Raw genomic sequence first — 16,794 nt, forward strand, 5'->3', positions numbered from 1 at the left:
CGCGAGCTCCGTGTCATCCACGTCACGACGCACGTCGCGCTCCGCCGCGTCCCTGATCTCGTCACGCGCGACCGCGTCCTCCGGACGATCCGGCTCGGCCACGAGGCGATGCGCCGCCTCGGGATCAGGGCCCCGCGCATCGCCGTGTGCGGGCTCAACCCCCACGCCGGCGAGGGCGGGCTCTTCGGCGACGAGGAGCGGGTTGCCATCGGTCCCGCGATCGAGGACGCGCACGCCGAGGGGATCGACGCGACGGGCCCCTGGCCCGCCGACACGATCATGAGCCGCGCGCGCGGCGGCGAGGTCGACTGCGTCGTCGCGATGTACCACGACCAGGGGCACACGCCGGTCAAGACCCTCGGCTTCCGCTACGACGACGCGACCAAGGCGTGGACGGGGATGAGCGGGGTGAACGTGACGGTGGGCCTGCCGATCCTCCGCGTCTCGGTGGACCACGGCACCGCGTTTGACCGGGCCGGCCGGGGCACGGCGAACCCCGAGAGCATGATCGAAGCGATCCTGGTCGCCGCGGAACTGGCGCGTCACCGGCAGGCCTGAGCCGTGGGGCGCTACCGGATCGCGGTGCTCGCAGGGGACGGCATCGGCCCCGAAGTCATCGCCGAGGCGCTGAAGGTCCTCCGGGCGGTACCTGAGCCGGCGCGCCTCGCGCTCGACTTGGACCTCGCGGAGACCGGCGCCGGGTGCTACCAGCGGACCGGCGAGGACCTCCCGCGCGAGACGCTCGAGGTCAGCCAGGCGGCCGACGCGATCCTCTTCGGCGCCGCGGGCCTCCCCGAGGTCCGCCTCCCGGACGGGACCGAGGTCGCCCCCCAGCTCACCCTCCGCGTGCTCCTCGACCTCTACGTCGGCCTGCGTCCCATCAAGCTCTACCCCGGAGTGCGGAGCCCGCTCCGGCTCGCCGCGGACGAGCGCGTGGACTACGTGATCGTCCGCGAGAACACCGAGGGCCTCTACGCCTCCCGCGGCGCGGGCGTGCGCGTCGGGAACCAGGTCGTGACCGACACCCTGGTCGTCACGCGCGCCGGCACCGCCCGGATCTGTCGCCAGGCCTTCGACCTCGCGCGGCGGCGCGCCGGCGCCCCCCGCGACGGCCAGCGCCGGGTCACGTGCGTGGACAAGTCGAACGTGCTCAAGAGCTACGCGTTCTTCCGCGAGGTGTTCGACGAGGTGGCCGCGGACTACTCGGAGGTGCAGGCCGAGCACGCCTACATCGACGCGATGACCATGTACCTCGTCCAGGCCCCGTCCCGGTACGACGTGATCGTCGCCGAGAACATGTTCGGGGACATCCTCTCGGACCTCGCGGCCGCGACCGTCGGGGGGCTCGGCCTCGCGCCCTCGGGGGACGTCGGCGACCACTACGGCCTCTTCCAGCCCTCCCACGGAACCGCCCCCGACATCGCGGGAAAGGGGGTGGCCAACCCGCTCGCGACGATCCTCTCGGCCGCGCTCATGCTCGACTGGCTCGGCCGCCGCACGGGCGACGGCGACGCCGAGGCCGCGGCGCGGCGGATCGAGGCGGCCGTGGCCGCGGTGCTCGCCGCGGGGCGTGTGCTCACGCCCGACCTCGGCGGGAGCGCCTCGACGGCCGCGGTCGGCGACGCCGTCGCCGCCGCGCTTTGACGCATGAGCGAAACAGGCAATACCGGCCGCCCGTCCGCGCGCTCCTGGCCGAAGCGCTCCGAGCGCGGGCTTTGCCCGCGCAACCCTACCTGGGGGAAGGTTCGGAAGGGGGGCGAAGCCCCCCTCCGAGGGATCACAAAGTCCTCCACCAGCGATTGTCTCCCTGGACGAGCCTGTCGGACTCGAGCGGGCCCCACGTCCCGGCCGGATACTCGGGCAGCCACCGGGCTCCCGAGCTCTGCCAGAAGTCCAGGATGTTGGTCACCCAGGCCCACGAGGCCTCGACGGCATCGCGCCGCATGAAGAGGGTCGCGTCACCGGCCATGACATCGAGGAGCAGCCGCTCGTAGGCTTCGGGCGACGCCTCGCCGAAGGTGGAGCCATAGCGGAAGTCCATCTTCACCGGGTAGACGCGCGCCTTGGGGCCGGGGAGCTTGGAGGAGATCCGGAGCGACATCCCCTCCTCGGGCTGGATGCGGATCGCCAGGACGTTCGGGTCGAGCGGGTTGGACGGGTCGGCGTTGAAGAGGATCTGCGGGACGTCCTTGAACTGGATGGCGATCTCGGTCGCGCGCTTGGGCATGCGCTTGCCCGTCCGGATGTAGAACGGCACGCCGGCCCAGCGCCAGTTGTCGATGAAGAGCTTGAGCGCGACGTAGGTCTCGCTAGTGGAGTCGGGCCGCACCCCTTCCTCCCGCCGGTACCCGGGGACGTCCTGCCCGTGGATGTAGCCCGTGCCGTACTGGGCCCTCACCACGTAGCGGTCCACGTCCTGGCCCGCGATCGGCCGCAGCGCGCGGAGGATCTCGAGCTTCGCGTCGCGGACGACGTCGGCGTCCAGGGCCCACGGAGGCTCCATGGCGGTCAGGCACACCAGTTGCAGGATGTGGTTCTGCACCATGTCGCGCAGCGCCCCGGCCTCCTCGTAGTAGCTCGCGCGGATCCCCACCCCCTCCTGCTCCGCCACGGTGATCTGCACGTGGTCGACGTACTTCTGGTTCCAGAGCGGCTCGAAGATGCTGTTGGCGAAGCGGAGGACGAGGAGGTTCTGAACCGTCTCCTTCCCCAGGTAGTGGTCGATGCGGAAGATCTGGCGCTCGTCGAAGACGGCGGCGAGGGTCGCGTTCACCTGGCGAGCGGAGTCCAGGTCCCGCCCCACCGGCTTCTCGACGATGATCCGGGAGAACGGGCCCGGCCCGTCGGCCGGCATCACCATGCCCGCCGCCTTGAGCTGCTGGACGCAGGTCTCGATGAAGCTGGGCGGGATGGCGAGGTAGAAGACCCGGTTCCCCGGGATGGCCAGCTCGGCCTCGATCTTCTCCAGGCGCTCCTTGAGCTGGGCGTAGGTCTGGGGGTCGTCGAAGGAGCCGGTGAGGTAGAAGAGGGTCCGCTCGAAGTCGGGCCACCGGCCCGGGTCCAGGGGCTGACGCGAGAACTTCTGGACGCCCTCACGGGCCAGATTCCTGAAGCCCAGGTCGTCAAGGTCGAGGCGCGAGAAGCCCGTGACCGCGAAGGTGGCGGGCAGCACACCGTCCAGGGCGAGGTTGTAGACAGCCGGGAGGAGTTTTCGACGGGTGAGATCGCCGCCGCCCCCGAAGATGACCAGACTGCACGGCTGCGGGATCAGTGTCTTCGCCAAGCCGCCGGTGAGAGGGTTCTGAACCGTCGTCTCCGCCATGGGTCACCTCGTCGCGATTGACTCGGGCCAATTACTTTCCGGTGCGAAAGTAATCAGCGCTCCGGTATCCTAAAGCGCTCGTCCTTCCTGATCTCGAACATCGGTCGGCCGTCCTTGTCGAAGAACCGGATCGTATCGGTGATGCTCGACGGCCGCCCCTCGCCGACTCGGCGGCTCTGGGCGTCGAAGAGCTCGTACGTGCCGTAGGGGCTCAGTCTGGCCCGCCCGATGCGCGTGCCATTCTTGTCGAAGATCTGGAGCTCCTCTTCAATTCTTTGGTCGCCAGAAACGTTTACGTCAGTTGGAACCGTAGTGACCAGTTTAAAGATCACGTGGGGCCGGGTGTCTTCGGATTGTTGCGGCGAAGGAGAGGGAGAATACACTGGGTAGGCACAGCCAAGCGCCGCCATCGTGAAGCAAAGTCCGATAATGCGCTTACGCACAGCTATTTAGCCCCCGCTCGGGCGCTCGATGTGGCCGCCGAACTTGTGGCGCATCGCCGACAGGATCTTCTCGGCGAACGTGTGCTCCTGCCGCGAACGGAACCGCGTGTAGAGAGAGGCCGAGAGCACGTCGGCGGGCACCGCCTCTTCGACCGCCGCCATCACCGTCCAGCGCCCCTCGCCGGAATCCTGGACAAAGCCAGTGTAGCTCGCGAGCGTCGGGTTTTCGACCAGCGCGGCTGCCGTGAGGTCGAGGAGCCACGAGATCACCACGCTGCCGCGCCGCCAGACCTCGGCGATGTCCGCGGCGTTGAGGTCGTAGCGGTGATCCTCCGAGAGCTCCTTGGAGTTGGCGTTGCGGAAGATGTCGAAACCCTCCGCGTAGGCCTGCATGAGGCCGTACTCGATGCCGTTGTGCACCATCTTGACGAAGTGGCCGGCGCCGACCGGGCCGCAGTGGAGGTACCCCTCTTCGGCGGTGCCGCCGAGGCGCTCGCGTCCGGGTGTGCGCGGGGTAGTCCCCCGTCCCGGCGCGAGCGTCTTGAAGATCGGGTCGAGGTGCTGGACCGCCTCCCTGGGACCGCCGATCATCAGGCAGTAGCCCCGCTCGAGCCCCCAGATGCCGCCGCTCGTCCCCACGTCCACGTAGTGGATGCCCTTCGGCTTCAGCGCCTTGGCGCGGCGCACATCGTCCTTGAAGTACGAGTTCCCCCCATCGATGATGATGTCGCCCGCCTCCATTCGCTCGGCCAGCGCCACGACCGTCTGCTCGGTGGGGTCGCCCGCGGGCACCATGATCCAGGCCACGCGTGGCTTGGTCAACTTGCGGGCGAACTCGTCGAGCGATGCAGTCCCGACGGCGCCCTCGCTCGCCAGCTGCTCGACGCTCTTCCGGCTCATGTCGAAGACGGCGCACGCGTGGCCGCCGCGCATCAGCCGGCGCACCATGTTGGCGCCCATGCGACCCAGCCCGATCATGCCCAGTTGCATTGTTCGTTCTCCTTATCCGGCCTCGCCTCGTGGCGGGCCTGCCTCACGGCATGGCCGACGCCCCTCGGCTCGAACTGCTATCGGCTAGCTTCCAAGCGCTGCTTCGAGCAGGCGGCAAGCCCGGTCCAGGGCCGCCGGGTCGGGCGCCGGCAGGTTGATCCGGAGCGCCCGACGCCCTGTCGCCTCCAGGGACATAAAGTCCCCCAGGGCCTGGGCCAGCTCGAGCACGCCGAACGAGAACCTCTCGCCGGGGATCGCCACGTCCTCTTTGCGATCGGCCGTGAACAGGATGAAGACCCCGGAGTTGGCGCCGCCCTTGTGGAGCTGCCCGGTGGAGTGGAGGTAGCGTGGCCCAAAGCCTAACATCGTGGCGACCCGTTTACGGTCGCGGATCGCCGTGCGGAGCCGGCCGAGCCGCTCCTCCAGGCCCGGGTCCAGCGGCAGGTAGGCCAGGAGGCCCAGGTAATCGCCGGGGTTCGCCAGGTCCAGGAAGGCGCGGAGCGCCCGGCCGGGATCGGTGGCCAGATCCCCGAGCTTGTCGATGACGACCCGGTCGAAGGTGAGGCTGGTCCCGTCCACGGTGAGCTGGGCCGGCGCGATCGGGAGCCGCCCCTCGGCGGCATGGCGGGCGAGGAGGGCCTTGGTCGCGTCCTTGGCCTGCTGGACGTTGGGCTCGTCGAACGGGTTGATGCCGAGGATCGCCCCCGCGGTGGCGGTGGCGATCTCCCAGCGGACGAACTCGGCGCCGATGGCCATAGCGTTGACCAGGCGGATGTTCACGATGGGATGACCGGCCGCGCGCAGCCGCTCCACCTTGCCGTCGCGCTCGTGCTCGTCCACGTCGCCCCCGTGCAGGCGCAGGCGGACGAAGAGCCGGTCGTTGCCATATACCTCGGGCGGCCCGAGGGGCTCGCCCGCCACCGGCACGATGCCCGTGCCCCGCTTGCCCGTGGATTCGGCGATGAGCTGCTCGATCCAGAGGCCGAACGGGCGCAGGCGCGGGCCGGTGATGAGCGTGAGCTTGTCGCGCCCGGCGCGCGCCGCGCTCCCCATGGCGATCCCGAGGGCCACACCCGGGTTCTGGGCGATTGCGCCGGTCGGCCCGCAGAGGAGGGCCATGCCCCGCCCCCAGGCCAGCAGCGCCGAGACATCGATCCCCATGAGGGCGGCGGGCACCATCCCGAAGAACGAGAGGGCGGAGTAGCGGCCGCCGATGTCCGCCGGGTTGACGAAGACCTCGCGGTAGCCGTCGTGCAGGGCCTGCTCGTGGAGTGCGGTCCCCTCGTCGGTGATGGCGACCAGGTGCCGGGCGGGCTGCGCCACGCCGGCCGCCTCGAGGCACGACTTGAAGTGGGCGGCGAGGGCGTTCGGCTCGACGGTGGTCCCGGACTTGCTCGCGACGATGAAGAGCGTTTCCCGCATCGGCACGCTCCGCTCGACCGCGCGCACGGCGCCCGGATCGGTCGAGTCGAGCATGGTGAAGGCGGGGAAGCCCCGCTCCACGCCCAGGACGGCGCGCATCACCTCAGGGGCGAGGCTCGAGCCTCCCATGCCGAGGAGCACGACGTGCCGGATTCCGTCCGCCCGCACGCCGCCGGCGAAGCGCTTGAGCCGGGCCAAGTTCTTGGCCATGAGCTCTGGAGACTCGAGCCAGCCAAGGCGGTTGGCGATCCGCTTCTGCTCCGCCGGATCCTCGGACCAGAGGTCGGGCCGCTTGGCCCACACCCCCTCGACGAAGCCGGCGAGCTGGAGCTCGACGTTGTAGCGGTCCAGCTCCCGCCCCAGCTTGGCCCCGGCGATCTCGTAGCCCGCCCTGAGGAGCGCGGCCTTGCGCTTGGTGTCGATGCCCAGCATGAGAGCGTCGAAGGAGTCCTCGAAGGCCTGGAGCCCTTCGGTCTTGAGCCGGCCGTAGATGGCGTTCATGTCCACGCCCACGGCCCCGAGCTCGGCGAAGACCCGACGCGCGCCGGCCACGTCCTGCTCGATCGTCGGGCGGGCCCGGCCGTGGTCACGGAAGGCAGCCAGCGCGCCGGGGGGCATGGTGTTGACCGTGTCCGGGCCCACCAGCTCCTCGATGTAGAGGACGTCGCTGTACTTGGGGTTCTTGGTTCCCGTGGACGCCCAGAGCGGGCGCTGGCGCCGAGCCCCCTGCGCCTCCAGCGCGCGGAACTCTTCGCTGGTGAAGATATCCTGGAACCGCTGGTAAGCCAGCTTGGCGTTGGCGATGGCCGCCTTGCCCTTGAGGGCGTCGAGCCGCTGCTTGGTCTCGGGCTCGCGGGCCGCCGCCGAGAGCCGGTCGAGCTCCTTGTCCACCGCCGTATCGATGCGGCTCACAAAGAAGCTGGCGACGGAGGCGACCCTTTTGATGTCGCCGCCCTTCGCCAGACGATCCTTGAGGCCGTCGATGTACGCCCGTGCCGCCGCCTCGTAGTCGGCCTGGGAGAAAAGCAGGGTGATGTTGACGTTCACCCCCTCGGCGATGAGGCGTCGGACGGCGGTGAAGCCCGCCGCGGTCCCCGGCACCTTGATCATGACGTTGGCGCGCTTGAGGCGCTTCCAGAGGGCCAGCGCCTCGGCCACCGTGCCGTCGGCGTCGTGAGCCAGGGTGGGCGAGACCTCGAGGCTCACGTAGCCGTCGCCGGTCTGGGTCGCCTCGTAGACGGTGTGGAGGATGTCGGCGGCCTCGGCGATGTCCTCGGTGACGACGCGGGTGTAGATCTCGCCGGTAGGCATCCGGCGGCGTGCGATGAGGGCGATCTCCTCGTCGTAGGCGTCCGTCTTGTTCACCGCCTGCTCGAGGATGGTGGGGTTGGAGGTCACGCCGGCCAGCCCGTCCCGAGCGATGAGGCGTAGAAGCTCGCCCGAGGCGAGGAGGTGACGGCTCATGAAGTCGTACCAGACGCTCTGGCCGTACTGACGGAGGTCAATCAGCGCCATGTTCGCCTCCCTCCCCCTAGCGGGCCGTTACCGCAGCGCCCTTGCCCTTGCGGGCCAGGACGCGGTCGATGGCCCCGAGGATGTCCGCGGCCGTGAGGCCGTAGGCCCGGAACAGCTCCTCCGCACTGCCGGACTCGGCGAAGGCGTCCGGCAGGCCGACGAACTCCATAGGGACGGGCCGGCGCCGGGCGGCGGCCTGGGCCACCAGGCTCCCCAGCCCCGGCCGCGCCAGGTGCTCTTCGGCCACGACGATGGCCCCGGTTTCCTCGGCGGCCAACCCGACGGTCGCCTCGTCGAGCGGTTTGGCCGTGTGGCAGTCGATCACCCGCGCGTGGATTCCCTTACGCTCGGCCAGTTCCGCAGCCTGGCAGGCGACGGCCACCATGAGGCCGTTGGCGATGACGGTGACGTCATCCCCGTCGGAAAGGGTCTTCGCACGGCCGAAAGAGAAGCGCTCGCCGGGGGCGTAGATCCGGAGAGCCCGCGGGCGTCCGACCCGGAGGTAGACCGGGCCGTAGTGCTCCGCGGCCGCGCGCACGAGCGCCGCTGTCGCGACCTCGTCGGCGGGCACCGCCACCGTGAAGCCGGGCAGGCAGCAGGCCAGGGTGATGTCCTCGATGCTCATCTGCGAGGGGCCGTCCTCGCCGAGGGAGATGCCGCCGTGGCTCCCCACGAAGTTCACGTTGAACTCCATGTAGGCGCAGCAGATGCGGAGCTGCTCGTACCCCTTGCAGAGGAGGAAGGAGGCGAAGCTCGAAGCGAAGGGGATCAACCCACCCGCGGCGAGGCCGGCGGCGATCGAGCAGAGGTTCGCCTCGGCGATGCCCACGTCGAAGAACCGGTCCTTGAACTTCTTGCCGAACAGCGCGGTGTACGTGGACTTGGACAGGTCGGCGTCCAGGACCACGATCCGGGGGTTCTCCTCGCCCAGCTCGGCCAGGGTGCGTCCGTAGGCCTCGCGGGTCGCGAGGCCGAGCTCCATCGGGGACGGCCAGCGCCGGATCACGGCTTCACCTCCGGGCCGATCTCCTGCAGCGCCCGCGCGATCTCCTCGGGCTTGTCCGGGACACTGCCGTGGTACTTGAGCTGGTTCTCCATGTAGGAGACTCCCTTGCCCTTGACCGTCGAGGCCACGATCATCGTCGGCCGGTCCTGGACCCGGGCCGCGTCGGCGAAGGCGCGCAGGATCTGCTCGTAGTTGTGACCGTCGATCTCGATAGTGTTCCACTTGAACGCACGCCACTTGTCGGCCAGCGGTTCCAGATCGGTGATCTCCTCGACGCTGGCGTCGAGCTGGAGCCGGTTGTAGTCCACGATCGCGCAGAGGTTGCCGAGCTTCACATGGGGGGCGTACATGGCCGCCTCCCAGATTTGCCCTTCCTCGCACTCGCCGTCGCCGAGCAGGATATAGGTCCGTGACGGGCTGGCGCGCAGGCGTGCCGCCAGCGCCAGGCCTATCCCCATGGACAGGCCGATGCCGAGCGAGCCGGTCGAGGCCTCGACGAGCCCGAGCTTCCGCCGGTCCGGGTGCCCCTGCAAGGGGCTCCCGAAGCGGCGGAGCGACGTGAGGAGGTCGTGGGTGATGTAGCCCGCCTCGGCGAGGGTCGCGTAGAGGACCGGACAGGCGTGGCCCTTGGACAGGATGAACCGGTCGCGGTCCTCCCACAACGGCTCAGACGGCCGGTGGCGCATCACCGCGAAGTAGAGGCAGGTCACGATGTCGGCCGCCGACAGGCTCCCGCCCGGGTGGCCTGAGCCGGCCGCGGTGAGCATCTCGATGACTAGCCTGCGGATGCGCCGGGCCTGCGTCTGGAGTGCTCGAATGTCCACTGCCTTCGGGTCCATGGCCCTCATGTCTCCTTTCGCGTCAGCTCCCGAATCTTCCCCCCCTCCGCGACGAGCACCGCGTGGGCGGTCCCGAGGAAGAGCCCCGTGTCCACGACCCCCGGGATCGCGCGGATCGTGTGCTCGGCGACGGCCGGGTCGGCGAGGGGCCCGGTGCCGCAGTCGAGGATCAGATTGCCGTTGTCGCTGACGAACGGACGCCCGCCCTCCCGCCTGAGCTCAGGTCGGTAGCCGAGGGCCTGCAACCGCCGCCGGCACAGCGGCTCGGCGAACGGGATCATCTCTACCGGTAGCTTTCCCCGCGTGCCCAGGGTTGCCACCAGCTTCTCGGCGCCAACCAGGATGATCTGGCGCCGGGACGCAGCCGCCACGATCCGCTCCCGGACCAACGCCCCCCCGTATCCCTTGATCAGGTTGAGTTGGGGGTCCACCTCGTCGGCGCCGTCCACTGTAACATCCAGGACGGCCTCGTCGAGCCCCACGAACGGCAGCCGGAGCTCCCGGGCCAGGCGCGCCGTGGCCTCCGAGGTCGGCACGCACTGGACGCGCAGCCCCTCGCGGACCCGCGCCGCGAGCGCGCGCACGAAGGCAGTCGCGGCGCGGCCCGAGCCGAGCCCGACGGCCGTGCCGTCGCGGACGTACTCGAGGGCCCGCGCGGCCAGGAGCGAGAGCGTGGCCTCCTCACCCTCGGGCACCAGCGTCTCCCCCAACCCCGGCTTCGACGCTCTCCTGGGGACCGACGGCCCACATGCGTCGGATTTGCGCCGCTACCGTGCGAACGGGTTCCGGTTGAACTTCAGGAGGGGCAACCGGATGCCGCCGACGAAGACCCGGTTGGCCCGGATCCGGAGCGGGGGCGCAAACCCCGTGGCGCCGGCCGCGGAGACCACATCGTCCTGCTCCACCCCGTCGCCGCTGACGCCCAGCCCGCCCACGAGCTGCCCCGCCCTGTAGAGCGGCATGCTGCCGGGGAAGAACACGATGCCGCTCTGGTTCAGGTTGGCGGCCTGGCTCCCCTGCCTGCACGGCGCGGTGACGTCGTTCAGGTAGAGCTGGAAGAACGGGCCGGGGGCGGTCCCGTCGATGCCGGGCGGATAGAGGGGCTGGGCCCCGAAGCTGATCGTGCGGTTGGTGACCGCGGTCCCGATCGGCACGCCCGGCAGGTCCTCGGCCGTCCGGCTCTGGCCGCTGAAGTAGATCACGTTCCGCGCCTTCGCGACGGAGACGTCGATGCTGAAGATGGTCGCGTCGGGCATGCGGAAGAGTCCGAGGATCCGTCCCTGGAGGTCCGTGACCGCGATCACCATCCGGGTCGTGCTGCCGAGGGGGAGGCGGATCGCCGCGCGGGCCCGGTTGGCGATCGCGACAGCCTGGTTGACGATCTGCTCTACCTCCGCCGCGGTGAGCTCGGAGCTGCCGGTCGGGCCCACGAGCCAACCGTCGGCGACGCCCGCCGCGCCGCGCGGGCTGTCCAGCAGCCCCAGGAGCGTTCCGCTGAACACGCCGGGGCCGGTGCCCGGTGGCTGCCGCGTCTGGTTGACGAACGGCAGCGCGATCCCGTCGAGGAAGATCACGCCCGGCGACGGTACCCTCGGCCCGAACCGCGAGTCGGGGACGCTCCCGACGAAGGCCGCGAACTCGGCCAGGTCCGACGCGACGCCGGCGACCCCGATCCCGCCGACGACCTCGCCGTCCTTGAAGATCGGGACGCCTCCGCCGTTGACGGCCTCCGGGTCGCTGTCGAAGAGGTCGGCCTTGCCGGTGGCGATCCCGAGCCCGCACCCCCGCGTGTCGGAGCTGTTGCAGGGGAGCCCGTCATTGATCCCGAGGAGCGATCGGGCAGGGCTGATCTCCTTTCCCGGATTGAAGGTCGTGTTCAGCGAGCACCCCCGGTTCGTGTTCTCGATCCCGTAGAGGGCGGCGTTTGCCTTGTTCCGGATCCCCGGCGGGAAGTGGATCCCGCTGATGAAGCGGACCGTTCGTGAGGAGAGGGGCGCCTGGTTGTTGCTGAAGAAGGCTCCCGTGCGGGCTAGGGCGATGGCCAACTCGAAGGCGTGCACCGGTTGTCCAAAGTTCCCGACCGCCGCACCGAGGAGGGGGGCGTCGGGTTTGAAGAAGAGCCCCAGCGGGGTTCCTTCGCGGTCGGTCACCGCGATGACCATGGTCGTGGCGTCGAGCGCCTCGGCCGCCCGGCGGATGATCGCGGTGACGTCGCTCGCGGTGAGGAAGGCGGCGGCCTCGGCGCGTCCTCCCGCGCCGCCGCCGAGCACGGCGAACAGCAGCCCGACGCAGCCCGCACGCACTGCCTTCGATGCCCGACACCTCGACTCGCTCATCGGTCCTCCTCTAGTGCCGTGCCAACTAACTTCGCCTTACTTCGTCCTCCGACCACCCTTCGGGCGGTGCCCGCGGCCATCCTCAACGTACAACCGCGTACGCCTCCGGTGGCCTCCTCCCTGCGTCCTGCACCCACCTTCGGTGGGTACCCGGCTCGTTATTTGGCGCGGCACGCTAGGGCTTACCCGTTCGGTTAGGTCCAATCTGTTGGAGGCCCCCCTAGCTGCCCGACCGTGGCGGTCTGGCCGCAGCAGGCTGAGGCGCGCCGGTCGCCAGTTCGCGGATCGTGAACGGCCCGTTCAGGTCACGCTCCCGCGTCTTGTCGTGGTAGAGGTGGCACTCGACGCAGCCGGAGCGCGTCCCGCCGCCGGCGCGGTGGCATTCGCGACAGGTCGCAATGGACGGTAGCAGCACGTCGGTGGTCGCCGTACTCTGCGCCGCCCTGTGGCACTCGGCGCATGCCAGCACCCGGTGGATGCCGTGGTCGAAGCGGCTGTGGGAGAGCCAGCGCACGGGGATCGCCGGGAGCGCCACCTCGGGGAGCTTCTCGGGCGCGGAGGTCAGCGTGTGGCAGAACTCGCACTTCTGCTTGAAGAGAGTCGCCTCCGCGCTCTGGATCTGCGCGGCGACCCATTGTTGGGGTGAGGCCACCTCCTCAGGCTCCTCGCGCCGGCCGACCCGGCCCCGCGGCCGCTCCGCTTCCTCCGCCCCCTTGATCAGCCCCAGCTCCTGGCAGCGCGTCTTCAACTCCTCGGTGGCGCGATCCCCGCCCCCACCTTCCGCCTTCTGAAGGGGCTGGCACTGCTCGAACGCCGACGTGAACGCCTCGCGCAGGAAGGCGCGGGTGATCAGCGGCCTGTCGTGGGGCACCTCCGCGCCGGGAAGACGCGCGTCGAAGTCGAGCGGGTGACAGGCCGGCCCGCAGTGGAGCGCGTAGCGGATCGGCGCGAGGTAAGCCTGCCGCGCGTCCGGCTGATGGCAGTAGCTGCAGGCGAGCTGGAGCCCCGCCGGCGTCGCGCTCAGCCCCTTCGTGCCCTTCCGGGCCTTCAGCTCGTCGACGCCCTTGAGCCCGGCCTTGAGGTGCTTCTGGTGGTTGAGCTTCATCTGGGCCGTGTCCTTGAGCCGGGCTGCGTCGTCGAGCCTGACGCGGAGCAGGCGGGTCTTGTCCTTCACGGTGACGGCGAACTCAGGGTGGCCGGCGTGGAAGCTCCGGATGCTCCGCTCGTAGCCGGTCGCCGCGTCCCTGGTCTTGAGATCGGCGTGACACCGGGTGCAGTGGCGGTCGCTCATCGACGCGAGCACCACGTGCCCCTCGTGCTCCACGTGGCAGGTGTTGCACCCGGGCGTGAAGATTTCGTTGGCGTGGTGGACGGGGGCGTCGTGGCACGTGAGGCACGCCTGCTCGGAGACGCGGAGCCAGAAGCCCCGGCGGGCCGGGCCCGCCTGGTTCGCTGCCTGGGCCGGGGCGTGGCACTGGCCGCACTGGAGGCCGAACATGGCGTGCGCCGTCGAGACCGGCCCGCTCGTGTAGATCGTCTGGTCACCGCGCGCGGCCAGCACGAGCAGCCAGCCGGCGGCGAGGGCCGGCGCGCCGACGGTCAGGATGAGCTTCAGGCGGCGGAACCGATGGAGCTGCTTGAAGTAGTGCAGCTCGATGCGCTTGGCGCGGATCTTGGCCGTGTACCGGCGCAGCATCGGGCCTCCCCGGCTAGTACCTGAGCGCGGTCACGGCGTGCACCGCCGAGAGGAGCAGCAGCGCCATCGAGAGCGGCACGTGGACGAGGAGCCAGCCGTGCAGCCAGTGGTGCAGGCGCTTCTGCTGCGCGAGCTGCCGTCGCTCCTCGCAGATCGCCTCCAGCTCGTTCACCGTCTCGTGGAGCGAGGGCGGGAGCGCGGTCCGGAGGTGCTGGAACAGCACGGTCGTCTTGACCGGTGTCGCGAGACGCCCGTCGCGGGGCAGCTTCCTGTCGAGGAAGGCACGGATGTCCCGCAGATAAGCGTCCTTCAGGAGCGCGCTCCCGGCCGCGGGTCCCGCGGATGGCGGCCGCGGGCGGGGGGTCGGTCGCGGCGTGACCTGGCCCGCGTGAAGCCCGCCGCCGCCCCGTCGCGCGAGGGGCGCGCCCGGTGCCGTGACCGGCAGCGGGCCGCATACCGCCGCGGCCACCTCGTCGGCCTCGGCCTGGAGCTGGAGGACGACCGAGTCGATCTCCTCGTAGATCGTCTCCAGCGGAACCTGGACCATCATCACCCGCGGGAGGAACTGCTGCACGAGCAGGCCGAAGATCCCGCTCGCGACGACCGCGATGAACAGCCACATCAGCACCTGGGTCAGCGCCCCGCCGAACTCGAAGCCGCTGTGGAAGAGGACGAGCGGCAGGCTCAGTAGCCCGAACCAGATGTGCCCCCGCATCCAGGTCGAGCCCCTCCCGAGCCGCCACGTCGGCACCTTCCGCCGGGCCCCCAGCACGCCCGCGTACACCATCAGCGCGAACCCGGCGATGCCGTAGGCCAGGCCCGGCCAGCTCCCGCCGCTCGGTCCGTTGACCGAGGCCTGATGATAGGGGACGTACGCGATCGTCGCCCCGGCCAGGATGACGAGGCAGATCACGAGCCAGCGGGTGTGGGTCGCGTCAAGGATCATGAAAGCCCTCTTCGCTCCTCACCGAGCTCCCGGTCCCAGCTTCTCAGCGAAGAACTTCACCGGCTCCACCCGCAGCGCCGCCTCGTGGGGGCAGGCGTTCACGCAGGCGGGCTCGGCGTACTCCCGGCTCAGGTCGCAGGTAGTGGCCTTCTCCTTGACCACGGCCTTCCTGCGGCCCGGTCGCTCGGGGTCGTCAACCTCCACGCTGAACGCGTGGAGGTTGATGTTGCCGTAGGGGCACTGCTGGGCGCACAAGCCGCAGCCGATGCACCAGTCCTCGATCATGATCTCCAGGGAGTCGCGCCGGCGGATCGAGCCCACCGGGCAGCCCACCATGCAGAGCGGATCGCGGCAGGAGTAGCAGGAGGTCGCGACGAGGTACTTGTCGAAGCGCAGGCCGTCGCGGAGGAGCCGCGTGATCCCGTCGTGCGCTGCGGCGCAGGCCCGCACGCACAGGTCGCACCGCGTGCAGCGCTCGAGGTCGATCAGGAGGAGGCTCTGCGCCTCCATGAGCCCCTTGTTGAGGAAGTCGTCGAGCTGAACGGTGGTGACCGTCTCGAGCCGCTTCGCGTCGGCGTCGAGGCGGGCCCGGGCAATTTCGGTGAGGCTCCGCCGAATGTCCGGGAACCGCTCGAGCATCGCGTGGAAGTCCTCGGCGCGAATGCGGACCACCTCGACGTGGTCCAGGGCGCTACACGTCGCGGTGCGGACGCCTTCGCCGAGCAGGCCTATCTCGCCGAAGTAGTAGCCGCGTCCCAGGTACGACACGACTAGCTCGCCGCCGGGGAAGGCCTGGGTGACCTTCACAAACCCGGTGCGGATCAGGTAGAAGCTGATCGCAGGGTCGCCCTGGCGGAAGATCACCTGGCCGGGGTCGAAGCGGAGCAGCTCGACTTGGTCGCGCAGGCGCGCGAGGAACTCGTCGGTCAGGCCAGCGAAGATGGGCACGCTGCGGAGATGCGTGTCCAGCGCCCGCTCGCGGTATGCCCGATCGAGCTGCGCCCGGAAGTGCTTGCTCTTCTGGAGCATGTGCAGGACGTTCCGCAGCATTTCCAGCAGCTCGGTCTCCTCGGCGGCCCGGACCGTTGCCGAGCGCGGGTAGAAGCTCATGCAGGTCATCTCGCCGAAGAGGTCGCCCGCCTGAAGGTGGGCCACCGGGTTGTCGTACTCGAGGTCCACGGGCGCGTCGATCGGGATCCAGCGACGCGGGGGCTGGTCCCGGGGGTCGTCCCGGCTCCCGACGAGGCTCGTGAGGCGCTGGAAGAAGTTCGACACGCCGCCCTTCGATCGCCGGCCCCCGCTCTTGACGTGGGCCATCGGCGCGGAGATGAAGACGTCCACCTTGCCCCGGAGGATGTAGAAGGCCGTGGAGCCGAACTCGCCTTCGCGACAGATGATCTCGCCGGGCTGGAACTTCCGGCGGAGGACGGCGCCCCGGTTCAGATCGAGGAACGTCCCCGACACCCCCTGGAAGATCGGGAACGCCAGGAGCTGGTCCGGTTCCATCTCCTCGCCCTGGGGCAGCTCCACGTCCAGGACCTTCTTGTTGGTGAGCGCGCCGGTGGGGCAGGAGACCATGCACTCGCCGCACGACACGCACGAGGACTGCCCCATCGGCAGGTCGGCGTCGAAAGCGATGCCGGCGGCATAGCCCTTGCCCGTGCGCCCGATGACGAAGTTGTGCTTGATGTCCGCGCAGCCGCGGATGCACCGGTCGCACAGGATACACGCGGTGTGATCGACGCTGATGATGAGCGACGAGGCGTCGGCGCCCCGTGGGGAGCGGTACCGGGAGAACCGGGGCTCGCGCAGGCCTTCCCGGGCGGCCAGGAGTTCCAGCTCACAGTCTCCGGTGGCCTGCTGCCGCGCGCACGGCGCCGGGTGGTCCGCGAGGAGGATCTCCAGGAGCGTGCGGCGCGCCCGCCGGGCCCGCTCCGTGTCGGTCAGCACGATCATCCCGTTCTCGACCTGGCGGATGCAGGAAGCGGCGAGCACCCGGGCGCCCTGCACCTCGACGGAGCACACGCGGCAGACCCCCACCGGGTTCATGTGCGGGGCGTGACAGAGGGTGGGGATGTCGATCCCGAGCCCTCGGGCGGCATCATAGATCGTCGTGCGCGTGGGCACGATCGCCGCCTTGCCGTCGATGATAAGCTCGACCTGCTGCTCCGCGCTCATACACGCTCGGAGGGAGGCCACCCACGCCTTCGGCGCGGGTACCCGCCCCTTCCGATACCTCCCCCCAAGGGTTGCGCTGGCGAAGCCAGCGCTCGAAGGAG

General features: G+C 70.0%; 13 protein-coding genes. 2 read left to right on the forward strand and 11 right to left on the reverse strand.

Going from position 1 to position 16,794, the window contains the following annotated elements; translation table 11 throughout:
- On the forward strand, positions 1-558 hold a 558-nt coding region (locus tag HY726_21745), incomplete at its 5' end, for a 4-hydroxythreonine-4-phosphate dehydrogenase PdxA (GenBank protein ID MBI4611620.1).
- A gap of 3 nt (positions 559-561) precedes the next feature.
- Entirely contained in the window at positions 562-1,644 is a 1,083-nt protein-coding gene (locus HY726_21750) for an isocitrate/isopropylmalate dehydrogenase family protein (protein MBI4611621.1), read from the forward strand.
- 133 nt (positions 1,645-1,777) lie between these two features.
- Here the strand turns inward: HY726_21750 and zwf are convergent, their stop codons facing one another.
- From zwf to HY726_21805, 11 genes are all read right to left on the reverse strand, one after another.
- Positions 1,778-3,322, reverse strand: coding sequence for a glucose-6-phosphate dehydrogenase (gene zwf, locus HY726_21755; protein MBI4611622.1), 1,545 nt, complete (start codon positions 3,320-3,322; stop codon positions 1,778-1,780).
- Positions 3,323-3,375: 53 nt separating this feature from the next.
- The gene (locus HY726_21760) at positions 3,376-3,654 is read right to left on the reverse strand and encodes a hypothetical protein (GenBank protein MBI4611623.1); all 279 of its coding nucleotides are present in this window, start codon (positions 3,652-3,654) and stop codon (positions 3,376-3,378) included.
- Positions 3,655-3,771: 117 nt separating this feature from the next.
- Positions 3,772-4,755, reverse strand: a complete 984-nt coding sequence (gene gnd / locus HY726_21765) for a decarboxylating 6-phosphogluconate dehydrogenase (protein MBI4611624.1) — start codon at positions 4,753-4,755, stop codon at positions 3,772-3,774.
- A gap of 84 nt (positions 4,756-4,839) precedes the next feature.
- Positions 4,840-7,692, reverse strand: coding sequence for a bifunctional transaldolase/phosoglucose isomerase (locus HY726_21770; protein ID MBI4611625.1), 2,853 nt, complete (start codon positions 7,690-7,692; stop codon positions 4,840-4,842).
- Between the two features lie 16 nt (positions 7,693-7,708).
- Positions 7,709-8,674, reverse strand: coding sequence for a transketolase family protein (locus HY726_21775; protein MBI4611626.1), 966 nt, complete (start codon positions 8,672-8,674; stop codon positions 7,709-7,711).
- A gap of 20 nt (positions 8,675-8,694) precedes the next feature.
- Positions 8,695-9,537: a transketolase gene (locus tag HY726_21780; protein ID MBI4611627.1), complete on the reverse strand. Its 843-nt coding sequence runs from the start codon at positions 9,535-9,537 to the stop codon at positions 8,695-8,697.
- 5 nt (positions 9,538-9,542) lie between these two features.
- A complete protein-coding gene (gene rpiA, locus HY726_21785) occupies positions 9,543-10,199 on the reverse strand; it encodes a ribose-5-phosphate isomerase RpiA (protein ID MBI4611628.1) in 657 nt (218 codons plus the stop codon).
- Positions 10,200-10,304: 105 nt separating this feature from the next.
- Positions 10,305-11,873: a heme-binding protein gene (locus tag HY726_21790; protein ID MBI4611629.1), complete on the reverse strand. Its 1,569-nt coding sequence runs from the start codon at positions 11,871-11,873 to the stop codon at positions 10,305-10,307.
- 220 nt (positions 11,874-12,093) lie between these two features.
- On the reverse strand, positions 12,094-13,569 hold the full coding sequence (locus HY726_21795) for a hypothetical protein (GenBank protein ID MBI4611630.1): 1,476 nt from the start codon (positions 13,567-13,569) through the stop codon (positions 12,094-12,096).
- Positions 13,570-13,582: 13 nt separating this feature from the next.
- Entirely contained in the window at positions 13,583-14,515 is a 933-nt protein-coding gene (locus HY726_21800; GenBank protein MBI4611631.1) for a hypothetical protein, read from the reverse strand.
- Positions 14,516-14,533: 18 nt separating this feature from the next.
- Complete coding sequence (locus tag HY726_21805; GenBank protein MBI4611632.1) at positions 14,534-16,693, reverse strand: cyclic nucleotide-binding domain-containing protein; 2,160 nt, start codon at positions 16,691-16,693, stop codon at positions 14,534-14,536.
- Between the last annotated feature and the right edge of the window lie 101 nt (positions 16,694-16,794).

The organism is Candidatus Rokuibacteriota bacterium (genome assembly GCA_016209385.1).
Lineage (GTDB): Bacteria > Methylomirabilota > Methylomirabilia > Rokubacteriales > CSP1-6 > JACQWB01.